A 14,150-nucleotide genomic window follows, 5' to 3' on the forward strand; every position below is an offset into this window, starting at 1 on the left:
AAGAAGGGAGCGGGGGGGGAGCGGGGGGGAAGAGGTGGAACGCAGGTGTACAGCCGAGAAGGCTGCGAGACGAGCTCGTGGAGACCGCAGGCAGACCGCAGTGAGTGGTCGCGACTGGGCGGAGGGGGGTCTGCCGGGGAGGTTGGCGAGACCTGGGGGTGAGGCGGCCGGGACATCGGTGACCGGTGCGACAAGGCGGGTCTCGCGGCGACCGATGAGTGTCCGGATCGCCCGAGAGGCGGGTCGGGTGCGGTGGCGTGGGAACGGCTCGGTAACCTAAGGCCGCTGACAGACCCTTAGGGCGGCTTTATCCAAGGAGAGCTGCCCCTGCGTTCCCAAGGAGTTGCCGCCGCCGTGAGCAGCAGCCTTCGACGCGGCGCCCTCGCCGCGTCCGCCCTCGTGTTCTCGATCGCCACGCTCGCCGCGTGCGGAGCCGGCAACGATTCCCAGACCCTGGAGATCAAGCCCGACAACGCCGCTACGAGCGTCGGCGACATCAAGCTCCAGAACGTCGTCGTCATCACCCAGCCCGACCCGGAGTCCACGGGCCCCGCCGCGATCTCCGCGACCGTCTTCAACAACGGGAGCGAGCCGCAGACGCTGGACTCCGTCACCGTGGACGGCGTCGAAGGCGCCGCCGAGATCAAGCCCGCCAAGGGCGGTGGCAAGCTGACCGTCCCGGCCGGCGGTTCCGTCGTCATCGGCGGCAAGGACAACGCCACGGTCAGCATCCCCCACAGCGGCGAGGCGATGCAGGACGGCAACGCGCAGAAGGTCACCTTCACCTTCAGCGAGACCGGCGAGATCAACCTGCGCGCCTTCGTCGTTCCCGCCGAGCACTACTTCGCCGAGTGGGGCCCCAGCGACGTCCCGAGCGCCCCGGCCGAGTCGGGCTCCAAGTCGCCGTCCGCGGGCGAGTCGGCCTCCGAGACGCCCGCTGGTGAGGGTGCCGAGGGTGAGGGCACGACCGAGGGCTCTTCCCCGGGCGACACGGCCTCCCCGAGCGCCTCGCAGTCGGAGACGGCCGGCCACTGAGCGCCGTACACCTCCGACGTACGCACGTACGCCGAAGGGGCGGCACCCTGCGCGGGTGCCGCCCCTTCGGCGTAGGTCACTGCCGGTCCACGCTACAGCCCGCGGCCTTTCGGCCTACGGCCCCGAGCACCGTCCCAGACGCACCCCTCGCACCGCTGCGCGGGCTTCGCAGTGCTGCGCCGGGCTCCGCCCAGCGGCTTCAGCGGCTCTGCGTCATGTCGGCCTACGGCTCGAACTTGTAGCCGAGACCGCGGACCGTGACCAGGTACCGGGGGGCCCCGGGGTCGGGCTCGAGCACCGTCCCAGACGCACCCCTCGCACCGCTGCGCGGGCTTCGCAGTGCTGCGCCGGGCTCCGCCCAGCGGCTCCAGCGGCTCTGCGTCATATCGGCCTACGGCTCGAACTTGTAGCCGAGACCGCGGACCGTGACCAGGTACCGGGGGGCCCCGGGGTCGGGCTCGATCTTCGCGCGCAGGCGCTTGACGTGGACGTCGAGGGTCTTGGTGTCGCCGACGTAGTCGGCACCCCAGACGCGGTCGATGAGCTGCATGCGGGTCAGAACGCGGCCCGCGTTGCGCAGCAGCATCTCCAGGAGGTCGAACTCCTTGAGGGGGAGGTCGACCTTGGAGCCGGAGACGGTGACGACGTGACGGTCGACGTCCATACGGACCGGACCGGCCTCCAGGGCCGCCGGTGCGACCTCCTCGGGCTCCCCGCGACGGCGGAGCACCGCGCGGATGCGGGCCACCAGTTCGCGGGAGGAGAACGGCTTGGTGACGTAGTCGTCGGCTCCTATTTCGAGGCCGACCACCTTGTCGATCTCGCTGTCCTTGGCCGTCACCATGATCACAGGGACGTTGGAGCGGCCGCGCAGCTGGCGGCAGACCTCCGTGCCGGGCAGGCCCGGCAGCATGAGGTCGAGAAGCACGAGGTCGGCGCCGTTGCGCTCGAACTCGTCGAGTCCATCGGGACCTGTGGTCGCGACAGCGACCTCGAAGCCCTCCTTGCGGAGCATGTACGACAGGGCGTCGGAGAAGGACTCCTCGTCCTCGACGACGAGCACTCGGGTCACGGAAGGACCTCCGGGGCGGAAAGCGTCTGGTACGCGGCTGAGTCGGGGGGTGAGGCATGGGGGGTGCCGGCGGCGAACCCGCCCTCCACGTCGCCGTCGAGGCCGGGGTGCTGCTGGGCACGGTCACGGGTGGCGCCCGCCTCCGGCAGTCGCAGCGTGAATGTGGAGCCCTGTCCCTCTGCGCTCCACACCGTGACCTCCCCGCTGTGCGAGGCGGCCACGTGTTTGACGATCGCCAGCCCGAGGCCCGTACCGCCGGTGGCACGGGAGCGGGCGGGGTCGACCCGGTAGAAGCGCTCGAAGATACGCTCCTTGTCCTTGTCCGAGATGCCGATGCCCTGGTCGGTCACGGCGATCTCGATCAGTTCCCCGCCGTGCAAGGTCACCCTGCGGGCGGCTATGCCGACGCGGGTGCGGGCGGGTGAGTAGTTGACGGCGTTCTCCACCAGGTTGCCGAGGGCCGCGGCCAGCTGACCACGATTGCCCCAGATCCGCAGGTCGCCGGCGTCGCCAGACCGTCGGCCGGCACCGTCCTGCTCGGGCCCTTCGGGGGCTCCGACGTTCGCGGCCATGGTGATCTGTTTGGCGCCGGCCTGGTGCCGGCAGCGGTCGACGGCCTCGGCGACGAGTTCGTCGACGCGGACCGGTTCGGCGTCCTCCAGCGGATCGTCGTTCTGGACCCGGGAGAGGTCGATGAGTTCCTGGACCAGGTTGGTCAGGCGGGTCGCCTCGATCTGCATCCGGCCGGCGAAGCGCTCCACCGCCTCGGGGTCCTCGGAAGCGTCCATGACAGCTTCGGAGAGCAGGGAGAGGGCGCCGACCGGGGTCTTCAGCTCGTGGCTGACGTTCGCGACGAAGTCGCGGCGGACGGCCTCGATGCGCCGGGCCTCGGTCAGGTCCTCGACGAGCAGAAGGACGAGCCGGGAACCCAGCGGGGCCACCCGGGCCGACACCGCGAGGGCCTCGCCCCGGCCGGTGCCGCGCCGGGGCAGATCCAGCTCGACCTGGCGTATCTCCCCGTCACGCCGGGTGTCCCGGGCCATCTGGAGCATCGGATCGACGGCGAGCTTGCCGCCGCGGACCAGCCCGAGGGCGTACGCGGCGGAGCTGGCCTTGACGACGGCGTCGGCCTCGTCGAGGACGACGGCCGAGGAGCGGAGCACGGACAGTACGGTGTCCACGCCCGGCGGAAGCACGGGATCGGTGTGCAAGGAGGTCCTGGTGGGTCGGTTCTGGTCGCGTTCGCTCCAACGGAACGCCAGCATGGCGATCACGCCGGTGAGCACCCCGGCGATCGCTGCCGCTGCGGCAACCGCCGCGTTCACGTCCATGCCACCAGGTTAGGCATGCGACAGGTCCCGGCCACAGCCATCGAGGTGCGACCTCGAACACTCGTCGCCCAGAGTTCACCTTGGAGCCAGGGGCGGTTCATGTGGGGTGACGGAATCCGACGCGTACGGGGCGGACCGTGACACCGTGGGGTTCGCAGCGCCGGTTCCACGGCCGGTCCCGGCCCCCTGAACCCCCGACGAACCACGTATGAGAGGGAACCCTGATGCGGGACGCGTACCACGAGGAACTGGACTCCATCGGCGACGCTCTGGTGGAGATGGCCCGGCTGGTGGGGTCGGCGATCGGGCGCGCCACGACCGCCATGCTCGACGCCGATCTGAAGCTGGCCGAGAGCGTGATCGAGGGTGACAAGAAGGTCGACGAACTCCAGCACGACCTGGAGGCGCGGGCCATAGCGCTGCTCGCACGCCAGCAGCCGGTGGCCACCGACCTGCGCATCGTCGTCACGTCGCTGCGCATGTCGGCCGACCTGGAGCGCTCCGGCGACCTCGCCCAGCACGTGGCGAAGCTGGCCCGGCTGCGCTTCCCCGACCGGGCGGTGCCGCACGACCTGCACGCCACCATCCTGGAGATGGGGCAGCTCGCGCAGCGCCTGATGGCCAAGGCCGCCGAGGTGATCATCACCAAGGACGTCGACCTCGCACTCCAGCTGGAGACGGACGACGACGAGATGGACCTGCTGCACCGCACGCTGTTCCAGCACCTGATCGACGACCGCTGGAAGCACGGCATCGAGACGGCCGTGGACGTCACCCTGCTCGGCCGCTACTACGAGCGCTTCGCCGACCACGCCGTGGCGGTGGCCAAGCGCGTCGTGTTCCTGGTGACGGGCGAGCACGCGGACAACCTCCAGCAGGACCTCCCGACGGAGATCCAGCCGGTGACGGGACCGGAAGGGGCATAGTCGGTCGCGGTCGCCGGGTGGCGGGTGACGGAGGGCTGGACGGGGGTGTGGTCCGTCGCCGAGTGGTGGGACGGGGCGCGTGGTTGCTCCCTTCCGGGAGGGGCCGGGGGCGCCTCGGAGCCTCCGTGCGCCGTTGATGCGCCCGCCCGAACGGGCATGAACTGGGCACAGGCGCTCCTGCCTCCAGGCCTCCAGGAGGAACCCATGGCCGAAGCCCCCAGCAAGCCCGACCCCACTCAGGAACGCCCGACCGAGCAGCCCGCCGAGATCAGAAGCCTGCCCATGGTCGCGGCGTGCGGCTGCGGCTCGGGCTGCGGCTGCGGCTGTCAGTCGGGCAACCCCTGCCAGTGCGGCTGAGACGCCACGCTTGAGAGGGGCCGGACGCAGGACGCGTCCGGCCCCTCTGACTGTGGCCCCTCTGGGCCTTGCCCCTCTTCTCACGGCGGGTCCCCCTGCCGCGCGAACCCGTGCGCACGGGCGCAGCATGGAGGAAGCAACCGCGACCGCAGGCAGGCTCCGGCGTGCGTGCCTGCATGAGAAAGGGGATGCGGTCATGACCAAATTCATGGACGTCCACCACGGCATGGAGGGCATCACCGCCGACCAGCTCCATCAGGCCCACCAGGCCGACCTCGCGATCGAGTCGGACGAGAACGTGCACTTCGAGAGCGCCTGGGCGGACCCGGAGTCCGGCACCGTCTACTGCCTCTCCGAAGCCCCTTCCGCCGACGCCGTCCAACGCATCCACGAACGCGCGGGCCACAAGGCCGACGAGATCCACGCGGTGCCGCTGTCGATCTGAGCGACTCCCGGCTCGCCCTGCGGCCCCGGCGGCCGCCGCAGGAACCGCCGCGCTCAGGGCCCACGTGGGCCCCGGCCATGATCATGCCCCCGATCCGCGCGTCCGCGCAGGTCGGGGGCATGATCATGGAGGTTACTTCTTCTTGCCCTGGGTCTTGCCGGGGATCTTGGTGAGCTGGGTTTCTGCTGGTCAGGGGCAGTGGGCTCGTGCGCCTGGTGGTCGTCGTTGGTCGTCATTGGCCACTGTTGAGCGACGTCGGACGGCCCAGGGACGGCCCAGCGTGGATCACATGAACGGCTTCAACCGGCGGAAGCGGCCCGCCACTGCGCGGTGATGCACCCCTCTTCCATGTCCCACCACTCCTTGGCAACACCGTGCTTCAGCAGCCTTTGCACCTTGGCGAAATCGGCGGTGGGCGGAACGTCCAGGGCGACCATGCCGAACTGTTCTATGCCCTCGCCGTCGATGCCGAGTTCACGGAACGCGTTGATCACGCTCTGCCGTGCGGCTCCCGAGCCGCTGTCACGGGACACGATGAGGCGGATGGTGCAGTTCTCCGAACGCCGAACCACTTCGCCGGCCCAGTGCACGCCTTCGTCGTCGGGCTCGGTAGCCACGACGTCCCCGCATGCGATGCCTCGAACGAACCAGGGGATGTTGTCGAGCCGCACGGTGCCGTCGCCCTGGTCGACAGCCCACAGGCTCTCCACCGACGCCGGAGGCCAGTCGCCTTCGACCTCAAGCCGAAAGTGCACCCTCACGTACGGGCCTTCGGGGTTCGTCATGGTGCCCAGGATGCACAGTCATGTCACGCCGACCGCTGGTGGGTGACCGACGACGCCTGCTTGGTACAGGTTTGTCGGAGCGTCAGCCGACGAAAGCCAGCCACGACGGCGGGTCCGCCGACCGATCAGGCGCGCGTGTGTCTCGCTGCGCCCCCACCGGCCTCAACCACGCTGCCGGTGTCGTCGACCAGAGCAAGCCGCACCGGCCGGGGCGTACGGAAAATCTGGTGCTCGCCTCGTCCAGGCTCACAACTTGGGAAGCTGCGGGTATTTGTGGCTGGTTGGGGTTCCGCCTCCTCCGGAGGAATGCGCCTACCCGCCTTGGTCATCACCTGACACGGTGTGTGCTCGGCTTGTAGCATCGAGCACTCGGGAGGGTCATATGAGTTTTTGGTCCGAGCTGGGTTTCGGCAGCAACCCCTACGTTGTCAAGCCACTGCCGTCGAGCGCAGATGGCAGGGAGTTGCTTGTAGGCCGAGACACAGAGCTGAGAGCTTTACTGCGGAGGATCGAAGAAGGCGACACGCACGTTGTCCTTGAAGGTCCTAACGGTGTCGGGAAGACCAGCCTTGTAGCGGTGGCAGCCTGGGTCGCGACCGACCGGTTCCTGGAGAGAAAGACTCCTCAGCTCTATCTATCTCTGCCGGAGCCTTTGCAAATTAAGGAAGACGCGTCAGAGTTCATTAGTGATTGCTACTTCGCTATCGCTCGCGCCTTTCTTGAGAAGGAAGAAATCCTGAAGCGGGCCGATCGCAAAGTTCCCCGCACAAAGGATATTAAGGCATGGCTGGAGGCCCCTATACTAAAGGGGCGTGGATTTAATCTGTCGTCGCCATTTGGTGGCGGCGGGATGGCGGGCAACTCTGCCGCCAATAGTTCACCAGGTTTCTCTAACGCAGGCTTTAGGGCAACAATTCGAACCTGGCTGCGGGATGCTTTTCCTGAAGGAACGGGCGGCTTGGTTGGCGTCATTGACAACCTCGAACTGCTAGAGACGTCTAACGCCGCCCGTCGCCTTCTAGAAGAGATCCGTGATCCAGTACTTCAACTGAACGGAATGCGGTGGGTTCTTTGCGGAGCGCGGGGAATCGCCCGAAGCGTTGCGGCAACTCCTCGCCTGAACGGTGTGCTATCTGATCCTATCGAGATCACCCCTGTCGCGGACGAACATATTTCAAATCTGATCGACACTCGATTGCGGCACTATTCCGTGAGGCCAACCAGCAAGGCGCCGGTCTCCGCGGCATCATTTGAGCATGTGTACGAGGTTGCTCACAATAACCTTCGGGACTCGCTGCGACACGCTCAAAGCTTTTCACAAGACAACGAATCGGAATTCTTCCTCTCCAGATCAGAAGGGGAAATCGCCGAAGCGTTCACTAAGTGGGTTGAAAATCTCGCAATGAAACATGAAGCCAGTGCCAAGTTGCAGCCTCGGACGCGAAAACTTCTGGAAGATCTGGCTTCCTTTGGCGGGACGTGTTCCCCGAGCGATTTCGAGCAATTCGGCTTCAACGATCGAGCGCATATGCGAAAGAATGTAGTGGAACTTGAGCGGTACAGTCTGGTGATCAGCAGCAAGGACGACGACGATCAGCGGCGGCGGTCCATTGAAATCACATCCAAGGGTTGGCTGGTTCATTACGCGCGTTCGCAGGGTTTGAGCGCCCCACACATCCCGGGCCTGTAGATACAGAGGCAAAAATCGGTTGAGTATCGAATTGCTAGGTCAATCCGACGGACGACCGGCGAAAATACAATGCCATAACCACTATCGGAGTGCGTGTGGGTATTTATTCTGTCGTGGATGCGGCCTCAGCCTGGACATCTATACCGCTCGCACTGGCAGGTTTCGGCGTCACAATTTGGCAGACAACCAAAGCAAAGCAAGCAGCACAAATGGCTGAGAAGTCTGCAAAAGAAGCAAAGGACAGGATTGGCAGATCATCACTCTTGGTCCTACTGCCTCAACTCCACAGAGCCGAAGAGCAACTGGAAAGGGCAGTGCGAGATGGATCGGTAGAACTAACCATTTCTTGGCTCTCCACATGGCGGTGGCAGGCTAGTCAAATGCGTGGACTCCTCGATGAAGCTGATCTACCGCAACGCGATATAGCTGTATCCCTACAGGCATCCATCTCTTCCGCCACGTCAGCTAAAGAGAAGTTGATTTCAAACAGCAATCCAGACGTTGTCTCTGCCACTCGTAGTGTGCGCGCAGCAATGGGCAAGGTTACAGGCGAGCTGGGCGCTATGGCCTCCAGCCACGGTATGCAGTCGGGAGCCCCCTAAATGGAAAACGAGCAAATGCTGCACGCGCTTATCGAAAAGCTGATCGAAAAGACGAAGGAAGGCCGCATCAATTGGACAGATCAAGAAAGTGTAGAGACTCGGGAACTGGGAAGCCGATCCTTTGCCAGCTTCACACTTTCTCTGACGCGGGGAACTATTTCGATCTGGAGCACCGACGGCGACGATCTACACCCTTACGTATTTCAAATTCGAGGAGACAGGGGTCAAGTGGTCGAACAGATAGAGACTTCTCGAATCCTCGCGACCGAAGATCGCGAGTACACTCAAATTGAAAATAGCATTCGGGTTCTCTATGATCTGGCTCGCAGGAATGCACTGAACACTGATTCTGTCCTTCGGCAGATACTAGATGATCTCAATGGTAAATGACGAAAGGTGGCGGATCGGCTTTGCGCTGAACTCCCTTTGGCGTGAGTGATCACGGTTCGCAATTCCCTGCACTCCGTTCCGCTCGTATCCCTGCCCATTGCACGTGGGATTACCCTTCGTTGACATCAGCTGGCTGCTTGCCGCGTGCGCGGTGCGGGCGCCGGCCGGGCTGGAGCGGGACGGAGGCAGGAGCGCAGGCCCGGCCGGGGGCCGGGCCGCGCGCGGGGAGCGGAGCGAGCCGCCTTGAACCCGTAGAGAAAGTTGTAACTCAGTCTGTTCGGTGGGGCTTGAAGTCCTGTGCGCAGGCAGGAAGTTCGCCCTTCTCGCGGTATGCGAGTGGCAGGTAGAGAACTGGTCGGATCGTCCACGTGATTCGGGTGTCGGCGTGGGTCACCGAGACTGTGCAGGGCTCGGAGCGCAGCAAGGCTCGTCGTGTCTCGATGCGGCCGTCGTACAGCCAGTGCCATGCCTCGTTCGAGGCATCGGCGTCGAGGGCCGGTGAGATCGTGCGGAGGGTGACCGCTACCCAACGGTCCGCCTGGGGCGCCGAGTAGGCATCGAAGGACGCTCGTAGCGCCGGCGCTTCCCCCTCGCTGAGATCTTGCGTCCAGCACTCGCACCAGTAGCCGCGTCGGAGTTCCTTCGTCAGCACGGGTGGCCTCCTGGCTGGGTGTCGGTGAACAGTTCCGCGGTGACGGTGTGGCCGTGGTCGCTGTCGTGGACGACGACCCGGTGGGCGATCGCGCTGACCATTCCCAAACCCCGGCCGTGCTCGGCGTCCTGGTCCTGGTCGTGCTCGGCCTTCGGGGCCGTGCCGGTGCCTCCGTCGTCCGTCACCGAGACCGCGACCACCTGCGCCGAGACGGCGACGGCCAGGTGGAAGCTGCCGAATGCCTGGCCGCTGGCCGTGTGGAGGATCGCGTTCGCGCTCAGCTCGCTCACGATCAGCTCGGCGTCCTCGACTAAAGGGGAACCGCGCAGGATGTCGCGGGTCCAGCGGCGGGCTCTGCTGACCTCTTCAGGGAAACCTGGGCAAGACAGGCCCCAGACCCTCGCTGTACTCGTATACTCGTGCATACAAGTTCCTTTATGCTGGTAGGCCGCCATGTGCAGCGGGTTCGGGCTAGACGAGTTTCACGCCGTCGTGGGCGCGGATGGCCGGCGGAGACGCCGCGTCCAATGCGTCGATGACGCGGATCGCGTACGCCTCGTCGGCGAGTTCGGAGACTTCTTCACGAGTAACCCAGCGCAGGGCGCGGGTCTCGTCGCCGGTGGTGGGCGTGCCGTCGGCCGCTTCGCAGCGGAAGACCAGCGAGACGATCAATCCCGTCATGTTCTTGTAGATCCCCGTGAGGGTCGCGGGAAGTGCGATCTTGACGCCGGTCTCTTCGAGCACTTCGCGCTGAAGGGCTTCGGGGATGGTCTCCTCGCGTTCGAGGATGCCGCCCGGTGGTTCCCAGTGACCGTTGTCGCGGCGCTGGATCAGGAGGGCCCGGCCCTGGTCGTCGACGACGACCCCGGCCACGCTCACGGAGTGCGGGCGTTCTGTGCTCACGTTCCTCGGCCCTCTCGGATGGCTAGGCTCTCCACCGTAGCAACAACACTCGCCCACTCGTCTAGATACCTAAAGGAGTACACGTGAGCCCCCTTTCTTCGGGCCTGCTCGGTGATCTCGACCCCACGAGCGATCGTGCGGTCTTCCGGCAGATCGCCGACCAGCTGCGTGACGCCATCGACCGTGGGCGATTCCGGGAGGGCGAGAAGCTCCCCTCGGAAGCGGAGCTAGTGGACCACTACGGCGTATCCCGCATGACGGTTCGCAACTCCTTCTCCATCCTCCAGGGCGAGGGACTGGTCCACGCCGAGCACGGCAAGGGTGTCTTCGTCCGACCAAGGCCCCCCGTGCGGCGTCTCGCCTCCGACCGGTTCGCCCGTCGTCACCGGGAACAGGGGAAGTCCGCGTTCATCGTCGAGGCGGACGCCGCCGGCAGTCATCCTCAGGTCGACAGCCTTGAGGTCAAGGAAGAGAAGGCCAGTCAGGACATCTCCACCCGGCTCGGGTCCGTACGGCGGGTGCTCGCCCGTCGGCGCCGATACCTCCTAGACGGACGGCCGGTCGAGTTCGCCACCTCCTATCTCCCGCTCGACATCGCCCGCGGAACGCCGATTGCCGAACCCAACCCCGGCCCTGGCGGCATCTACGCCCGTCTCGAAGAGCTGGGCCATCGCCTCGACCACTTCGAGGAGGAGATCCGCGCCCGGATGCCCTCTCCCGCCGAGGTGAAGACACTCCACCTGGCGGCCGGCGTCCCCGTGATCCACCTGATCCGGACCGCCTTCGACACCGAGGGGCGAGCGGTCGAGGTCTGCGACACGGTCATGGCAGCGGACGCCTACGTCCTGTCGTACCAGCTCCCGGCCACCTGAGCGGGTGACCGTCGGTGGTGCGCGGGGCCGTTCTCCCGAACTCGTACACCCCAACACGCTTACTCGTATAGACGAGTGGGCAAGTTGTGTGGCAGGGTGATCGTCGTGAGCCCGAGAGATCAGGTTCGCAGATCGCATCTTGTATAGACGAGTAGATAGGAACGCAACCTTGCGCACCATCCGTGTTGAGACCTCCGCCGCGACCATCCTCCTGACGGAGGCTCCCGAGCCGAAGGTCCGCGACCGTCAGACCGGCGAGATCGCCAAGGACGCCATCAGCGGCGAGGCGCTGATGACCATCGGCGTCGTGTACATCGAGGACGGCGAGTCCTCGCTCATCAAGGTCACCATCCCGGAGGGCGGTGTCTCCGAGGGACTGAACCTCGGCGCTCCGGTCTCGCTGCCGGGGCTCATCGCCCGGCCGTGGGAGTCCGTGTTCAACGGACAGCAGCGTCACGGCATCGCCTACCGCGCCGCCGCCGTCACTCCCGCCGCCTTCCCGGCGGCCATGGGGGCCTCGGCCTGATGTCCGACCTGGCGACTCTTCTAGAGGTGGGTGGTCCTGTCGCCGCGCTTGGCGGCGGGACTGCCTACGCCCGCGCCAACCACCCGGGTCTCTACTGGTCGGCGGTCGGCGGTCCGATATCGACTGTTCGCCTCCTTAGCTCGTACGCCTCGGTCATGGAAGCCTGCGGCCTGACCGTCGCCCCCTCCCGGCTGCGGATCCTCGCCGTCAAGGCCACCACCCGCCGTGAGGTCCGGCCGGTGCCTCCCCGCCGGGGCATCATCCGGCCCACGACCACCGGATTACGACTCCGGCTCCGCCTCGCTCCTGGGCAGGAACCCGCCGACGTCGCCGCCTCGGCCGAACGGCTGCGGCACGCCTGGGGCGTCCACGCCGTCTACGTCAGCACCGTCAAGCCGGGCGTCGTCGAGTTGCGGCTCGTCGGCTTCGACGTCCTGCGCAAGGTTCGGATGCCCCGCAAGATCGAGGGCGGCTTCCTCAAGGTGCCGGTCGCGCTGCGGGAGGACGCCATGCCCTTCGTACGCGACTACCGGGCCGTGCCCCATCAACTCACCCTCGGCGCGACGCTGTCGGGCAAGTCCATGTACCTCCGGCACCTGGTGGCCGGGCTCGCCCGTCAGGACGTCGCTCTCGTCGGCGTCGACTGCAAGCGCGGCGTCGAACTGGCTCCGTTCGCCTCGCGACTCTCCGCGCTCGCCACCGACCCGGATGAAGCCGCTGAACTGCTGCCCGTCCTGGTCAAGGAAATGGAGGACCGATACGACCTGATCAAGGCCAGGCAAGGCATCGCCCCCGATCTCCCTGACGAAGAGATCACCTCCGACATCTGGGGCCTGCCCGAGAGCGAACGGCCCGTGCCCATCGTCCTGTTCGTCGACGAGGTGGCCGAACTCTTCCTGACCGCCACCCGCAAGGATGAGGAACGGCGCGACGAGATGGTCACTCAGCTCATCCGGCTCGCCCAGCTCGGCCGCGCGGCCGGCATCTACCTGGAGGTGTGCGGGCAACGGTTCGGCGCTGAGCTGGGCAAGGGCGCGACCATGCTCCGGGCCCAGTTGACCGGCCGCGTCTGCCACCGCGTCAATGACGAAGCCTCCGCGAAGATGGCCCTCGGCGACATCGCGCCGGAAGCGGTGCTCGCCGCCTGCGCCATCGCCCCTGAGCGCCCCGGCCTCGCCGTCGCGGGCGACACCTCCGGCGGCTGGTCCCGTATCCGCACCCCCTACCTCTCCCTCGGCGACGCCGCCGACATCTGCCGGGAGACGGCCAACCTGGTGCCCGACCTGCCCGCGCTGAAGCCCTTCCGGCCCGACATCCCCGTACGGCCCGTCGAGACCTCGGCCCCCGTCGTCGAGCCGCATCCCGCCATCGGCTGACAGCCCCTTTCCCACCGTCGGCGTGACCGCCTCACGCCATGCCCCTACCCCTCCCATGCCTGAACCAGGAAGGAGACGCTCTCATGCGCACCCAACTGGCCCGGGTCGACGCGGTGCTCGTCCAAGCGCTCATCGCCGCCGCGCTGTCCTTCGCGCACATTCACGACGTCGCCGTGGCGGCCGGACAGGACGGCTGGAAGGCCTGGGCCTACCCCGTCTCGGTCGACCTGCTGCTCGTCGCCGCCTGGCGTCGCCTGCGCTCCGGCTCGGCCAAGGGTGCGGCCTGGTGCTGGTTCGTCATCGCGCTCGCCGCATCCCTGGGCGCGAACGTCGCCACGGCCGGCCTGCTTGACCTCGGCAACGTCCCGGCCTGGCTGCGCATCCTCGTCGCGGGCTGGCCCGCCGTCGCTTTCCTCGGTGGAACCCTCCTCGCCCACTCTGCACCCAAGACGGCCGACGACGTCGAGGTCATCGAGGACCAGGAGCACGAGCCCGACCCCGAGCCGCCCGTCCCACCCGCCATCGAGGCTCCGCCGGAACGCCCCGCCGTCCCGGTCCCGGCCGCACTCATCGACCACGCCCGCAAGGTCGCCGCCGAACACCACACCCGAACCGGCACCCCCATGGACGTCACCACCCTGCGCGCCCGCCTCGGCGTCCCGGCGCCCATGGCCGAAGCCATCGCCGCCCACCTCTGAGGGAGCTCTGATGACCGCCCACCGCCGCTTCCGCAACGTCACCCGCATCGGCCCCGTACAGGTCGGCACCGCCTACGACCACCGCGGCCGCGAGAAGCACACCGCCGCCTGCACCGCCCCGCGCTGCAACTTCTCCGCCGACTACGACAGCCGAGCCGCCGCCGAACTCGCTGCCCGCACCCACTGCTGCCCTGTCCGCTGAAAGGACCTCGTACCCCGTGACCGTCAGCCTTCCGCTCGTCGTCGTCCTCGGCTTCTTCGCCTGGGGCGCGGTCAAGTACCTCGGCGTCCGCACCTGGATCGTCGTCCTGATCGCCCTCTTCGGCTTCTGGCTCTCGCACACCTTCCTCGCCCCCGCCATCGAATCCGGCACGCGCTCCGGCGTGGACGTCATAAACGGCTCACATGACTAGACGAGTAGATAAGGAGAGTTCCGCCGTGTTCCTGCCCAAGTACCCGGACAGCCCCACCCCGCCGCCCGCGCACACCC

General features: G+C 66.8%; 18 protein-coding genes and 1 pseudogene. 12 read left to right on the plus strand and 7 right to left on the minus strand.

Annotated elements, in window-relative coordinates; all coding sequences use genetic code 11:
- Positions 1 to 354: 354 nt before the first annotated feature.
- Positions 355 to 1,035 (plus strand): DUF461 domain-containing protein, encoded by a 681-nt coding sequence (locus P1P75_RS32170; protein ID WP_319262248.1) that lies wholly within the window; start codon positions 355 to 357, stop codon positions 1,033 to 1,035.
- Positions 1,036 to 1,258: 223 nt separating this feature from the next.
- Here the strand turns inward: P1P75_RS32170 and P1P75_RS32175 are convergent.
- From P1P75_RS32175 to P1P75_RS32185, 3 genes and pseudogenes are all read right to left on the minus strand, one after another.
- Positions 1,259 to 1,330 (minus strand): annotated as a pseudogene (locus tag P1P75_RS32175) (DNA-binding response regulator); the annotation flags it as partial.
- A 96-nt stretch (positions 1,331 to 1,426) separates the two neighbouring features.
- Positions 1,427 to 2,107, minus strand: a complete 681-nt coding sequence (locus P1P75_RS32180) for a response regulator transcription factor (RefSeq protein ID WP_073941673.1) — start codon at positions 2,105 to 2,107, stop codon at positions 1,427 to 1,429.
- Positions 2,104 to 3,438, minus strand: a complete 1,335-nt coding sequence (locus P1P75_RS32185; protein WP_319262250.1) for an ATP-binding protein — start codon at positions 3,436 to 3,438, stop codon at positions 2,104 to 2,106. Before P1P75_RS32185 ends, P1P75_RS32180 begins: the two co-directional genes overlap by 4 nt.
- A 224-nt stretch (positions 3,439 to 3,662) precedes the next feature.
- Between P1P75_RS32185 and phoU the strand changes: the two genes are divergently transcribed.
- The 3 genes from phoU to P1P75_RS32200 all read left to right on the plus strand — a co-directional run bounded on the left by phoU (position 3,663) and on the right by P1P75_RS32200 (position 5,166).
- Positions 3,663 to 4,364, plus strand: a complete 702-nt coding sequence (gene phoU, locus P1P75_RS32190) for a phosphate signaling complex protein PhoU (RefSeq protein ID WP_319262252.1) — start codon at positions 3,663 to 3,665, stop codon at positions 4,362 to 4,364.
- 204 nt (positions 4,365 to 4,568) lie between these two features.
- Positions 4,569 to 4,721, plus strand: a complete 153-nt coding sequence (locus P1P75_RS32195; RefSeq protein ID WP_170109914.1) for a hypothetical protein — start codon at positions 4,569 to 4,571, stop codon at positions 4,719 to 4,721.
- Between the two features lie 196 nt (positions 4,722 to 4,917).
- Positions 4,918 to 5,166, plus strand: a complete 249-nt coding sequence (locus tag P1P75_RS32200) for an SCO4226 family nickel-binding protein (protein WP_319262256.1) — start codon at positions 4,918 to 4,920, stop codon at positions 5,164 to 5,166.
- 299 nt (positions 5,167 to 5,465) lie between these two features.
- On the opposite strand, the gene P1P75_RS32205 is transcribed toward P1P75_RS32200, so the two are convergent.
- The gene (locus tag P1P75_RS32205) at positions 5,466 to 5,951 is read right to left on the minus strand and encodes a DUF4265 domain-containing protein (RefSeq protein ID WP_319262258.1); all 486 of its coding nucleotides are present in this window, start codon (positions 5,949 to 5,951) and stop codon (positions 5,466 to 5,468) included.
- A gap of 382 nt (positions 5,952 to 6,333) precedes the next feature.
- Here P1P75_RS32205 and P1P75_RS32210 point away from each other — a divergent pair, with 382 nt between their 5' ends.
- Positions 6,334 to 7,641 (plus strand): AAA family ATPase, encoded by a 1,308-nt coding sequence (locus tag P1P75_RS32210; protein WP_319262260.1) that lies wholly within the window; start codon positions 6,334 to 6,336, stop codon positions 7,639 to 7,641.
- Between the two features lie 602 nt (positions 7,642 to 8,243).
- Positions 8,244 to 8,633: a hypothetical protein gene (locus P1P75_RS32215; protein WP_319262262.1), complete on the plus strand. Its 390-nt coding sequence runs from the start codon at positions 8,244 to 8,246 to the stop codon at positions 8,631 to 8,633.
- Positions 8,634 to 8,901: 268 nt separating this feature from the next.
- Here P1P75_RS32215 and P1P75_RS32220 read toward each other — a convergent pair whose 3' ends face one another.
- From P1P75_RS32220 to P1P75_RS32230, 3 genes are read right to left on the minus strand one after another with little or no spacing between them, the layout of a single operon-like run.
- Positions 8,902 to 9,285, minus strand: coding sequence for a hypothetical protein (locus tag P1P75_RS32220; RefSeq protein ID WP_319262264.1), 384 nt, complete (start codon positions 9,283 to 9,285; stop codon positions 8,902 to 8,904).
- A complete protein-coding gene (locus P1P75_RS32225; RefSeq protein WP_319262266.1) occupies positions 9,279 to 9,710 on the minus strand; it encodes an ATP-binding protein in 432 nt (143 codons plus the stop codon). The genes P1P75_RS32220 and P1P75_RS32225 overlap by 7 nt, the downstream gene beginning before the upstream one ends.
- Positions 9,711 to 9,756: 46 nt before the next feature.
- Entirely contained in the window at positions 9,757 to 10,164 is a 408-nt protein-coding gene (locus tag P1P75_RS32230) for an NUDIX domain-containing protein (RefSeq protein WP_319262278.1), read from the minus strand.
- Positions 10,165 to 10,271: 107 nt separating this feature from the next.
- Between P1P75_RS32230 and P1P75_RS32235 the strand changes: the two genes are divergently transcribed.
- From P1P75_RS32235 to P1P75_RS32260, 6 genes are all read left to right on the plus strand, one after another.
- Positions 10,272 to 11,060 (plus strand): GntR family transcriptional regulator, encoded by a 789-nt coding sequence (locus tag P1P75_RS32235; protein ID WP_252555821.1) that lies wholly within the window; start codon positions 10,272 to 10,274, stop codon positions 11,058 to 11,060.
- 169 nt (positions 11,061 to 11,229) lie between these two features.
- Positions 11,230 to 11,586 carry a hypothetical protein gene (locus P1P75_RS32240; protein ID WP_319262270.1) on the plus strand — a complete coding sequence of 119 codons (357 nt, stop codon included), beginning with the start codon at positions 11,230 to 11,232 and terminating at the stop codon, positions 11,584 to 11,586.
- Positions 11,586 to 12,962, plus strand: coding sequence for an FtsK/SpoIIIE domain-containing protein (locus P1P75_RS32245; RefSeq protein WP_319262272.1), 1,377 nt, complete (start codon positions 11,586 to 11,588; stop codon positions 12,960 to 12,962). Before P1P75_RS32240 ends, P1P75_RS32245 begins: the two co-directional genes overlap by 1 nt.
- 83 nt (positions 12,963 to 13,045) lie before the next feature.
- Positions 13,046 to 13,660 carry a DUF2637 domain-containing protein gene (locus P1P75_RS32250; protein WP_319262274.1) on the plus strand — a complete coding sequence of 205 codons (615 nt, stop codon included), beginning with the start codon at positions 13,046 to 13,048 and terminating at the stop codon, positions 13,658 to 13,660.
- Between the two features lie 10 nt (positions 13,661 to 13,670).
- Complete coding sequence (locus P1P75_RS32255; protein ID WP_319262276.1) at positions 13,671 to 13,862, plus strand: mobile element transfer protein; 192 nt, start codon at positions 13,671 to 13,673, stop codon at positions 13,860 to 13,862.
- A gap of 16 nt (positions 13,863 to 13,878) precedes the next feature.
- The gene (locus tag P1P75_RS32260; protein WP_086769717.1) at positions 13,879 to 14,073 is read left to right on the plus strand and encodes a hypothetical protein; all 195 of its coding nucleotides are present in this window, start codon (positions 13,879 to 13,881) and stop codon (positions 14,071 to 14,073) included.
- Positions 14,074 to 14,150 lie beyond the last annotated feature (77 nt).

Source organism: Streptomyces sp. ID05-39B, assembly GCF_033794725.1.
Taxonomy (GTDB): Bacteria; Actinomycetota; Actinomycetes; order Streptomycetales; family Streptomycetaceae; genus Streptomyces; species Streptomyces bobili.

Excerpts from the sequence above, each read along its gene's own strand:
- P1P75_RS32185 (WP_319262250.1), bottom strand. The coding sequence starts at position 3,438 with ATGGACGTGAACGCGGCGGTTGCCGCAGCGGCAGCGATCGCCGGGGTG.
- P1P75_RS32225 (WP_319262266.1), bottom strand. The coding sequence starts at position 9,710 with ATGCACGAGTATACGAGTACAGCGAGGGTCTGGGGCCTGTCTTGCCCA.
- P1P75_RS32215 (WP_319262262.1), top strand. The coding sequence starts at position 8,244 with ATGGAAAACGAGCAAATGCTGCACGCGCTTATCGAAAAGCTGATCGAA.
- P1P75_RS32250 (WP_319262274.1), top strand. The coding sequence starts at position 13,046 with ATGCGCACCCAACTGGCCCGGGTCGACGCGGTGCTCGTCCAAGCGCTC.
- phoU (WP_319262252.1), top strand. The coding sequence starts at position 3,663 with ATGCGGGACGCGTACCACGAGGAACTGGACTCCATCGGCGACGCTCTG.
- P1P75_RS32255 (WP_319262276.1), top strand. The coding sequence starts at position 13,671 with ATGACCGCCCACCGCCGCTTCCGCAACGTCACCCGCATCGGCCCCGTA.
- P1P75_RS32200 (WP_319262256.1), top strand. The coding sequence starts at position 4,918 with ATGACCAAATTCATGGACGTCCACCACGGCATGGAGGGCATCACCGCC.
- P1P75_RS32245 (WP_319262272.1), top strand. The coding sequence starts at position 11,586 with ATGTCCGACCTGGCGACTCTTCTAGAGGTGGGTGGTCCTGTCGCCGCG.
- P1P75_RS32205 (WP_319262258.1), bottom strand. The coding sequence starts at position 5,951 with ATGACGAACCCCGAAGGCCCGTACGTGAGGGTGCACTTTCGGCTTGAG.
- P1P75_RS32210 (WP_319262260.1), top strand. The coding sequence starts at position 6,334 with ATGAGTTTTTGGTCCGAGCTGGGTTTCGGCAGCAACCCCTACGTTGTC.
- P1P75_RS32195 (WP_170109914.1), top strand. The coding sequence starts at position 4,569 with ATGGCCGAAGCCCCCAGCAAGCCCGACCCCACTCAGGAACGCCCGACC.